Source organism: Streptomyces roseochromogenus subsp. oscitans DS 12.976, assembly GCF_000497445.1.
Taxonomy (GTDB): domain Bacteria; phylum Actinomycetota; class Actinomycetes; order Streptomycetales; family Streptomycetaceae; genus Streptomyces; species Streptomyces oscitans.
The window spans coordinates 905378-906683 of the sequence record NZ_CM002285.1 but is presented as its reverse complement, the minus strand read 5'-3'; the positions used below and the strand labels follow the sequence as shown (position 1 = coordinate 906683).

General features: G+C 74.6%; 1 protein-coding gene. It reads left to right on the top strand.

Annotation, left to right across the window (positions count from 1 at the left end):
- Positions 1 to 257: 257 nt before the first annotated feature.
- A partial coding sequence (locus M878_RS96055; protein ID WP_023544853.1) for a PAS domain-containing protein occupies positions 258 to 1306 on the top strand: 1049 nt, incomplete at its 3' end.

Sequence of the window (1306 nt, the reverse complement as noted above, 5' to 3'; positions counted from 1 at the left end):
GGTCGGGCGAGTCGTAGAAGTGCCCGTCGGCGAGCGCGTACACCTCGTACCGCTTGTCCATGCGCCTAACGCCCCTCCTCGTGTGAACGGAGAAGACACTCCCAGGAGCCGGGCGGTCGCGGACAGTCACGTCTGTCACGAGGACACCGTGCGGAACTCATGGGTCAAGTTGCGTTCGGCGGCATTCGAACAAAGCGGGCGCGCCGGAGCAGCCGGAGCGTTCGCAGGGGCTGCGCGGCTCGCCCGTACGCGCTGTAATGGCGAACGTGGTCAGTGAGGGCGCTGCGATCAGCGGAACGCGAACGGCGCCGGAGCGTGCCGAAGCCGCCCTGGACACGCTCACCACGGCACCCGCCACCCCGGACCGGCTCCGCCGGGTCCTCGAACAGGCGCTGGTGTTCGCCGGGGCGGCCTTCGCCGCGGTGTACACGCCCGGCGACGACCCGTCCCAGCTGTGCCTCGCCGAGTCGGCGGGCCTGCCACGCACCCTGTACGGGCTCCGCGACGGCTACCCGGCGGGCGGCGGTTCCCCGGTGGCCGAGGCCCACCGCACCGGACGCCCGTGCTGGCTCGGCCCCGCGGAGCTGGCCGGCTGCCCCGAGGCACGCCGCACCCCGACCGCGGACTTCTCCCTGGCCGCCTTGCCGCTCGGCGCGGCGGGCGGCGGCTGTCTGCTGGCCGTCACCGAGCACCCCGCGGGTTTCGGCACCGACGACCGCGCCTGCCTGAAGCTGATCGCCCGCGCGGTCGCCGTACCCGTCCCGGCCGCCCCCGCCGGTGACGGCGGTGAGCTGGCGCCCGACGCCTTCAGCCTGGCCATGGACAGCGGCCGGATCGAGGTCGGAGACGACATCCTGCGGCTGTTCGGGCTCGGCCGGGACGACTTCGACGGCCGGGTCGAGAGCCTGCTGGGGCTGTGCGTGCCCGAGGACCTGCCCGCGCTGATGTCCGTCGTCGAGGCCGACCACATGTCCATCGGCGACCGCGAGCTGGAGTTCCGCATCCTGCAGCCCTCGGGACCGCCCAGGTGGCTGCGGCTGCGCGGCCGGCTGCTGCCCGGCGGCGAGGGCCGCGCCGCCCGGCTCGTCGGCACCGTAGCCGACGCCTCCACCCTGCGCTCCGACGTCACCGACGTGGCCCGGGTGCAGCGCCTGGCCGCCGCCCTCGCCACCGCGGGCACCGTCAAGGACGTCGGCAAGGCCGTCGTGGCCGCGCTGCGCACGCCGCTGCACGCCGACCGGATCGCGCTCGCCGAACTGGAGAACGACCGTCTCGTCGTCACCGTCCTCGACCCGCCCGAACCCGA